The organism is Flammeovirga sp. SJP92 (assembly GCF_001583495.1).
In the GTDB taxonomy this organism is placed as follows: Bacteria; Bacteroidota; Bacteroidia; order Cytophagales; family Flammeovirgaceae; genus Flammeovirga.
Window position 1 is genome coordinate 1 of sequence record NZ_LQAQ01000045.1, and the last position, 9641, is coordinate 9641.

Genomic DNA, 9641 nt, shown 5'->3' on the forward strand with positions numbered 1-9641 from the left:
TCTGCTCACATGGAATCAGGTTTTTATGATGGATTCTACTATGATGCGGCACCTGTTGCTTATGATTTGATTTCGGAATTAGCGAAGTTCAAAATGACTTTCAAAGAATTCCCTAAAAGAATGAAAGCAGGTTCTTTCACAGATTTCTAATATAAAAAAATTGTCAGCTTTTGTTTTTCGTTCAAGTTGATATCAACAATAAGGTAGAAGGAGCAATTCTTCTACCTTTTTAATAGCAATCTCTTTTCATTGAATTACAAAAAATGAATTCAAAAGAATGCATAATGAAAAACCAATATTAAATACTAGATCATTGAAATAAAGAGGTTAGCATGGAAAAAAAATCAAATAAAATACTAGACTATTTCAACAAGATAGATGAGAAAATTATTAAATACTTCGTCATCCATGATGTTATTATGGCTGTCGTTAATTTTATTTTCGACAGATAAGTTAATAGCACAGGAAAAGCCAAAAAAACACTTAGATCATATACATCACTATGATGATCATGTTGGACCTGAGAACCCTTTGGATACTGAAACAGATTTAGAGCACAGTTTCCCTGAGCATGGAGCAATATTTGGCAAACCTCATATTGGTCCATACTTTAAATGGAAAGAAGATCTTTATAAAAATTATGGTTTAAAGCTAGGTTTTAGCTATTCAACCATGTTTACGGGAAATCCTTTATCACATAATATGTCAGCAGAACACACCTCAACCACTGCAGGTGTCGGGATCTATGCTTTTGAAGCACAATGGTCTGTTTTTAATAAAGGCAAAGATTGGGAAGGTAGTATTACAGCTGTCTTAGATGGGAGACATCAATATGGCCACATAAGCCCCGCTGTCACACCAATTGCAAATGGATCATTAAATGGAACGGATGCTACTTTCTTTCATTGGGATAGACCGTATTTCACTACGTTATACTGGGAGCAAAAAGGTAAAAAAGATAGGTTCTGGTTTAGAGTAGGTAACTTTTCTTCACTGATGGTTTTAGATTTCTTCCGCTTTAAAGATGGTCGTACATCATTTTCAAATCAAGGATTTACAAACCCAGTTGCATCGCTCCCTATTCCAGCTCCTTCATTGGCAATGGCTTTTAATTGGAAACCGATTGAGGGCAACTCATTATACATTGCTGGTTCGGTCCAAGATAACAACTTGGTTGCAGGTGAATTTGATTGGGGATCAGTATTTAGAAACGGTGAAGTTTTTACGGGTCTAGAAATAGGTAAGCACTGGTTCAGAGGTGAAGGTGATTTTGATCACGCTCATTTACTTGTTTTTCACACTGATCAAGTCAGTACTTCTCCTTTACCTACAAGTTCAGGTTGGGGTTTTAAAGTACATGGCACAAAACAGTGGGGCAAATTAGTTTCCTTTGCCAACTATACCTATAATACTGCTATTGGGGGTACAATGGGAATGGCCACACAAGCAGATCATGCCGCTGCAGCGGGTTTAGTTTACCTTGAACCATTCAATATTAAAGGTGAAGTAGGTTTCGGGATTAATTATGCTAGAATGAACCCTGAAAGAGTGAGACAAATAAGGAATCCTGAAACAGATCAAGAAGCTTTAATAAGTACTATTTTTCCAAATGTTAGAGATGAAGGCCAATGGGCTGCTGAAGTGTATTGGAAAATGTTAGTAACGCCAGATTTATGGATCACTCCAGGTGCTCAATTTATTATGAACCCTACTATGAATACTAATACAGATTTTATTTTTGCACCTACCATCAAAGCTAGGTATTTCTTCTAGAAGAGTAAAAACGAAAACCCTCAACATTACAATTAATTTTTATATCCTCAAGTTTATCTTCAGGTCTTCCTTAGTGGAGACCTGGGTAAACTAAAGTACTAAGACAGAAGAAAAGGTTCTTTTTGAATGAAGAGTTAAGAAAGTAGAATTATGGTTCGTAAAATAGTTTTTATGGTGGTTCAGTGGACGTTGCAATGCAACATCCCTACAACGGTATCCATCATAAATGATATTCTACCAAAAATTGAAAGTAGGCTGTAGGGACGTTGTATTACAACGTCCACTGAACCACAACACGAACCACTTTTTTACCTTCAAAAGGTCCCATTTCTTTTGTCCTAGTACTTATATAACTATCAAATAGATCCAATAAATGTAATACGTAGATGAACCGTTTTATTATACCTCTGTCTTTATTGATAGTTTTACTACTGTCAACCATAACGTCATATGCACAAGACAATATTCTTTGGCTGCATTATTTTAATAGTTATAAGTTGACTTATAAGTTTTCAGTTGACTCTGATATTGGTTATCGTACTGATTTATTTGGGCAAGAAAGATGGCAATATAGAAGTGGTATAAAATATCAAGCTACCAATAATTTACAATTAAGAGCAGGGGTGATGTACGTGCATGGGAATAGTCCAAGAACAGAGTTCAGACCTTACCAAGATATAATTATCAATAATAGGATTAATAGCTTGATTATTTCAAATAGAGTACGTTTTGAGCAACAAGTATTTAATAATGCTCCTACAAATTTTAGAATCCGGTATAACCCAACTTTAAAAGTTCCCACACAACTCGGTGTGTTGTCTATTGGTACAGAACCTTTTATTAATACAAACTCATGGGATGAAATAAGAATTACTAGCAATAGGATCTACTTTGGTGTTAGTCGAAATATGATGAAAAACACCATGATTACCTTACAATATATTAATGAAAAGACATTTACATCATCTGAAATCAGTCCATTTGAGCAAACACATTTTATTCGTTTGAAGATTGATCATAAAATACATCCTCTGGAATCAAAATCACTATTCAAAAGAAAAAAGAAACGATAATAGGAAGTTTGACCATTTTATAAAATTGGCTGACTATTTCTTAAAAAAGATTGATTACCAACTTGCTTACTTTTGTAATGTATTAAAGACATAGACTCAAACACTAACTATGTGAATATTTATGGATAAGGTAATTTACAACAGATAGTACAAAATCACGTATTTTAGTAGTTTACACGGCTTTCTTTCTAAGAGAGCCGTGTTTATTTTTTACTTCTTTTTTCAGAAATGAATAAAATAAAGAAGACTGGGACATTAAAAAATAGACTAAGCAGAGCTGGCTGAAATCGATTAAAAATTCAAGTATAAATTGTTGACTCCTTTTTAAAAGCAGGTGACTTTTTATTAAAAGTAATTTAGTAACATGCACTGTACATTTGTAACATCATCAATAGGGAAGAAGTAAAAGCCTAACACTTCTTTTAATTGATTTTACCCAAAAATACAGTTGATTAGGTTGAATAAGAACAGAGCATTACACTCCTCTATGATTGGGTATTCTCTCTTCAAAGAAGAAGTTGGTAAAAGAGAAGTTTTCTTTTTTACCATTACTTCTTCTGAATCTACCAAAGTCCTATTTGTCTTTTAATTTTCTTTGTGAAAGGAGTAATAATTATTTCTCAAGTATCAATTAAACAAGACTAAAATGCGATTATCAGAATCAAATCTATACTATAAAAGAAGATATAATTCCCCATTACTTAAAGTTTCTATTTTCCACCAAATTAATAAAGCACCAATATGAAAAAGATAATCAGCTGTTTATCCTTTCTATTGGTTTTCTTTTTGAGTCAAACCAATGTGATCGCTCAAGACCATGTGTTATGGTTGCACTATTTCAATACCTACAAATTATCTTACCGGTTTTCATTAGATTCAGATATAGGCTACAGAAGTGATATCATGGGTTTTGAGAGATGGCAATATAGAACAGGATTAAGGTTTGAACTGACCAATAATGTACATTTAAGAGGAGGAGTAAAATACTTGCATGGGAATACCGTTCCCAATGAATTAAGACCTTTTCAAGACATTATTATTAATAATCGCATTGGTAGTTTGAGTATTACTAATAGGGTTCGTTTCGAACAACAATTCTTTGATAATGAAAGACCTCTTAATGTTAGATTAAGATATAGTCCATCTGTGAGTTTACCTACATATATTGGAGTTTTGTCAGTAGGACTTGAACCTTTTATTAACCTTAACAGTCCATCAGGACCAGAGTTAGCAAGTAATCGAACTGTTTTTGGTATCTCTCATAATGTGAGTAAAAACACTTTCTTAACAATTCAACTTATCAAAGAAAGATCCTTTATTGGAAACGAGAACTTGATGAACAATAACAGTAAGCTCATAAGAGTTAGAATTGATCATACTATCAAACCTTTGAAATTTAATAGACTATTTGAAAAGAAAAAGAAACGTTGACCATTTTATAAAATAGGCTGACCTTTTCTTAAAAAAGATTCGGAAGTACATATACTACTTTTGTAATGTATCAGAGGAACAGCAAAACTAAAATATTAGAAGATGATAATAGCACTACTAATTTCTTATTTCTTGAAAAAATGGAGGAGATTATATTATGTCGATATTGGGTAAACAAAGGGCTTTCTTTTTTTACCAAAAAGAGATTTTAATATACCATAAAGTTGATGAGATAAGTGCCAACTTTGTAATGTTGAAAATGATTCAACATCATTTCTCATTCTTCATAAAGAACAACTAAAATGCGATTAATAATTAAGACTATACTACTAATAATGTTGTTGATCATAATGGTTTTTAGAAATCTTTATGCTCAAGACAAATTGCAGTTTTCAGCAGGAGCTGATCTTGTTAATCACTATGTATGGAGAGGTATTGACTACGGTTACAGCCCTGCCATACAGCCGGATGTAGAATTGAATTACAAAGGTTTTTATGTTGGAGGATGGGGAACCTATGCATTTTTGAAGAGTAATGCAGTATATGAATTTGAATATAGAGTAGGGTACACTTTTGAGAAAATAGGGTTAAGCCTACAGGTAATAGATTACGTTTACTCAACAGCTACTTTTGATAGTCCTAAAACAACACATCACGTTGACCAAGATGAATCAAGTATTGGACACTCATTTGAGTTAGGAGTAATACAAAGAATAAAGGATTTCCATTTTGCAGGATACATTAACTTCAGTGAAGACAATGATATTTATGTTGAAGTAGGATACAACTATAAAGGTTTTGAATTGATAGTCGGAGCGGGTAATCATGAGTATACCTTAAACGATAATTTCAATTTAGTCAATGTTAGCTTGACGAAAACCTTTGATCTGAAGCTTACTGAAAAGTATAGTCCGTCCCTATTTTGTGGTACGGTCTACAATCCAGATGCTTCAGCTGTTCACTTGATCTTTGGAGTGAACTTCTAAAATAGAATAATAGTTTGATAATGAATAGATATTAAAATCACGTATTTTAGTTTAATAATTTTTTACACGTCCTGTTTTATAAATAGGGCGTGTTTTTTCAAAACTAAATCCAAGTGTTATCTATTCTGTGTGAAAAAGAAACAATCAAAATAATACAATAGATATGAAAAAGTTAGTGAGTGCATTATTGTTAATAATGTGCTGTTTCGGGTGTAAAGGAATTAAAGTTGGAGAAAAAGAAGGTATCGTATCTTCTATCGATACAAAAAGAGATTTTATGAATTTTAATACAATCCAAAAGAATCATTCTATTTATAATGAAAAAACTTTAACAGCATTGCCTTCTTGGCCAGAGGAGTATAAACTTCATGGAGACTTAAGACAATGGGAAAAAGTGGTTTATAAAGGGGAGGAATTAGTAGGTGCTATTTGGATGTCAAAATCTGGGAAGTTGAAAGTTGATGGCTATCCTTATGATCAATTTGTATTGGTCATAGACGGGAAAGTTAAACTTCAACCTGAAGGACAAGAAGAAAAAATCTATTTCCCTGGAGATGTATTTTTTGTACCAAAAAACTATGCAGGTACTTGGGATATGCCCACTGATTATAAAGAACTAATTGTAGTGGAAAGAAAAGCTTGGGATGCTTTTGGGGAATAATAATAACAAGCAACAATATAAATGAAAACTAAATTACAATTTTTGCTACTAGCCTGTTGGATGCTAACAGGATTAAATTCATTTGCTCAAAATAAAACGGATGATACAAAAAAAGCAAAGCATCAAGACCGACCTGAATTTGATGACGAGGAAGAAAGAAAAGGGGTGAAATTCAATCTTGTACCCTTACCGTCTTATGATCCCGCTACAAAATGGGGTGCCGCTTTAATTGGCACCTTAACTTATTATCCAAGTAAAGATGACTTGGTTTCTCCTCCTTCTATGTCGGGAATTGGAGGTAATTATACCACCAACGGAAGTTATTTTATGGGATTCTTCAATGATCTCTATTTAAAAGAAGATTTATGGAGAATAAATAATTTCGGTGTTTTTGGAAGAGCAAATCAAATCTATAAGTTATCTCCTGATCCTTCTAATGAAGATCAAGCATTAGAACAAGCTGATGTCGCTATTAATATTACTATGTTTAATATGATGGTAGAAAGAAAGATCTTCTCAAGAGTCTATGCAGGTTTAGGGTATATCTATTCAGGACGTCAGACCGAAGGGAGAAATGAAGAATCTGATCGTTTATTAGAAGCCAATGGTTTTGGAAATGAGTTTATCAACACCCATGGTTTACGTTATGCTTTGACGTATGATTCACGAGACAATGTCAACTACCCTTACAAGGGAAAGTATATTAATGTAAGAATGGATCAGATGCTTGGAGAGAACAGTCAAAATATTTTTACTGCAGATTATAGACAATTCTTCACGGTTGGCCATATCAGTAATGTGATTGCTTTCCAAGGTTTCGGACGTTTTGTTTCTAAGGATGCCGCTAGAGATTTCTGGTCTACTTACGGAAGAGCTGCAGAAGTATTACAGAGAGGATATGAAGCAGGTCGCCGAATGGATAGGAACTTGGTTAACTTCCAAGCAGAGTACCGTAAAGAAACGCCTTGGTTAAATCACAAACTAGGTTTTGTAGGCTCCGTAGGCATTGGTAAAGTCTTCGGAAGCGATGACGAAACGGGTATGTCTCAAAGTTTTAGAAACTCAGAATGGTTGCCTGCTTTTTCAGTGGGTGCCCGCTATAGATTACTGCCTTACGAACGGATGAATATTAATGTTGATTATGCATGTGGAAAAGACGGTCATATGTTTTATTTCGGCATTAGCGAATTCTTCTAATCAATCTATTTCATCTGGCTTAAACATTTGGACAAAATACAAGCAGGTGTTTCGTGCACCAATGTTAAAACTATGGTGCACGATATTGAAGCCTTCTAACCAGAAATATCATTTAATAACTGAATAAAATTTCAACATCTATTTCTTCTAAAAATTATTAAACCATGAAATCAATATTCAAAACTGAAAATCAGAAGATGAATGCTATTCTAGCCATCTTGTGCATTTCTTTCCTATTACTGTTATTACTAAATCACGAGAATAACAAAATCCCTTCTTTCAGTCAAACCACTGAAATACCTGAAGGTATTATTACTCCTAATAAAATAAAAACCTCCATTGGTACATTACGATTTATGGATGGAGTTCCTATAAAAAAGACTGTAGATTTGACCTATGACAATCTAGACAGAATGAGAGGAGTGGACGTTTACCTGAAATGTATGCAAGCAGCATCGATGCGTCATTTGATCAAAGGCCCTCAAGCATTAGGTGCGGATGAGTATAACCGAGTAATGCTTTTGCAGTTAGATTCTAAATCACTTTACCTCACTGCCAATACCTCCACACTTTATGTCAACCCCATTATCAATTTAAAAGAAACAGGTCCGTTAGTAATGGAAGTCCCCTCAGAGATGACGGGAGCCATTAATGACGCTTGGTTTTATTATGTATCTGACATTGGCCCTTTTGGTCCAGATAAAGGTGAGGGTGGAAAGTATCTATTGTTGCCACCTGCCTATGATGATGAAGTGCCTGAAGGTTATCATGTCATCCGTTCTTCCACTTACCGACTTTGGATGTTGATGAGAATGACTTTAGAAAATGGAGCTAAAAGTGCCAAAGATCATATCGTCAACAATCTTAAGATTTACCCATTAGAAGCACAAGACAATCCGAAACCCATGGTGTTTATTGATGGTTCAGGTCAAGATTTTAATACCATTTACCCAAACGATTTTCACTTTTATGAAGCTATTCATGAGGTAATACAAGAAGAGCCTTTAGATATGATTGATGCAGAGACAAGAGGTCTTTTAGCCTCAATTGGTATCGAAAAAGGGAAGTCATTTTCACCCGATAAACGTTTAAAAAGAATACTCAATGATGCGGTGCTAATAGGGAATGCCACAGCACGCTCAATTGTTTGGTATCCAAGAACGGCCGGCACTATCAACCATATGAATGGTGTACAAATGTATCCTGATACTGAAAGTGCATGGATGAGATTATTTACGGACCAAAATGTTTTCTTCACAGGAGAAGACGGGCATACCATGAATTCTGATGCGAGAACGATGCTTCATTTTCCTTATTCAGGGATTTCACCAGCCATGTCTGTTAAAACACCCGGCAAAGGTTCTGATTATGGATTGCTGATGTTAGATCATAAAAAACGTCCATTTAATGGAAAGAGAACTTATAAATTAAGAATTCCACCGAACCCTCCAGTAAAGGATTTTTGGGCACTGACAATATATGATTCTCAAACAAGATCGATGTTGCAAACGGATCAACCAACACCTACTATTGGAAGTCAGTTGGCAAACATGAGAATGGAAGAGGATGGATCATATCTCATCTATTTCGGACCAAAAGCACCAAAAGGGTATGAAAATAATTGGTTGCAGACCATTCCAAATAAAAGTTGGTTTGTCATGTTGCGAATGTTTGGTCCAACTGAAAAGTGGTTCGATCAAACTTGGAGGCCTAGTGAGATTGAACTGATTTAATTATAAAAAAGAGCTTTAGTCCTCACAATTAATTGGGTGGGATGTTCACCCTTATAAGGGTGAGGTCTGCCACCTTATAAGGGTGAAGAGTGCCACATGGTAAGGGTGAAGCCTTTCCCCTTATAAGGTGATGATGTGTCACATTATAAGGGGACACATCATCACATAAGGCAGTGACGCCTAAACATCATTTATTAAGCATTCTTTCTTTCAGGGGCGATATATCATATTCCTTAATATACAGTCGAGTGAGGTGAGAAGAATGTGAAAAACCCAGCTCATCTGCAATTTCTGACATTGGCAGGTTTGTATTTAAAACCAGATTTCTTGCTCTGAAAACCCTTTCTTTCATAACATATTGATGGGGAGAGGCTCCAAATACAAGTTGAAAGCTTTTCCTGATTTTCTGAACATTCATTCCATATTGAACACTAAGTTCTTCTATACTTGGTGGCTGAACTAATTGTTCTGACAACTGATTTTTTATTTGGTAAATGGTATTTATTAATTCTTTAGAGAGGGTTATTTTTTGATTTAATATCCGATGCTTATAAAACTCTACAAGAAAAAGGGCGACTAACTTGAATGAAACAGAAAAACTTAATCCTTGTTGGCCTAACTCTTGTTGCTGAATTTGAAATAATTCCTTGATGCAAAAATCCATTTCGGGAGTGATTTTTTCAAAGAACAACCAGTAATCATTTTGATTAATATGCTTTTCAAAAGCATTCCATTTTTCATCCTCCACATGCTGAATAAACCTTTTATCTATTCTTATGGTCACACC

General features: G+C 34.5%; 8 protein-coding genes. 7 read left to right on the forward strand and 1 reads right to left on the reverse strand.

Annotated elements, in window-relative coordinates; genetic code table 11:
- The first annotated feature begins 378 nt into the window (after positions 1 to 378).
- The 7 genes from AVL50_RS11625 (at position 379) to AVL50_RS11655 (ending at position 8854) form a co-directional block, all read left to right on the forward strand.
- Positions 379 to 1773 carry a carbohydrate porin gene (locus AVL50_RS11625; RefSeq protein WP_062616676.1) on the forward strand — a complete coding sequence of 465 codons (1395 nt, stop codon included), beginning with the start codon at positions 379 to 381 and terminating at the stop codon, positions 1771 to 1773.
- Positions 1774 to 2159: 386 nt separating this feature from the next.
- Positions 2160 to 2846: a DUF2490 domain-containing protein gene (locus AVL50_RS11630; protein WP_082795769.1), complete on the forward strand. Its 687-nt coding sequence runs from the start codon at positions 2160 to 2162 to the stop codon at positions 2844 to 2846.
- A gap of 741 nt (positions 2847 to 3587) precedes the next feature.
- Entirely contained in the window at positions 3588 to 4277 is a 690-nt protein-coding gene (locus AVL50_RS11635; RefSeq protein WP_062616678.1) for a DUF2490 domain-containing protein, read from the forward strand.
- Between the two features lie 335 nt (positions 4278 to 4612).
- Positions 4613 to 5263 carry a TorF family putative porin gene (locus tag AVL50_RS11640; protein ID WP_172826821.1) on the forward strand — a complete coding sequence of 217 codons (651 nt, stop codon included), beginning with the start codon at positions 4613 to 4615 and terminating at the stop codon, positions 5261 to 5263.
- 163 nt (positions 5264 to 5426) lie between these two features.
- On the forward strand, positions 5427 to 5924 hold the full coding sequence (locus AVL50_RS11645; protein WP_082795771.1) for a cupin domain-containing protein: 498 nt from the start codon (positions 5427 to 5429) through the stop codon (positions 5922 to 5924).
- Positions 5925 to 5945: 21 nt separating this feature from the next.
- Positions 5946 to 7121 carry a BamA/TamA family outer membrane protein gene (locus tag AVL50_RS11650; protein ID WP_157491290.1) on the forward strand — a complete coding sequence of 392 codons (1176 nt, stop codon included), beginning with the start codon at positions 5946 to 5948 and terminating at the stop codon, positions 7119 to 7121.
- Positions 7122 to 7285: 164 nt separating this feature from the next.
- On the forward strand, positions 7286 to 8854 hold the full coding sequence (locus AVL50_RS11655; RefSeq protein ID WP_062616682.1) for a DUF1254 domain-containing protein: 1569 nt from the start codon (positions 7286 to 7288) through the stop codon (positions 8852 to 8854).
- A gap of 187 nt (positions 8855 to 9041) precedes the next feature.
- On the opposite strand, the gene AVL50_RS11660 is transcribed toward AVL50_RS11655, so the two are convergent.
- The coding region (locus tag AVL50_RS11660; protein WP_216639040.1) for a helix-turn-helix transcriptional regulator at positions 9042 to 9641 on the reverse strand (600 nt) is incomplete at its 5' end.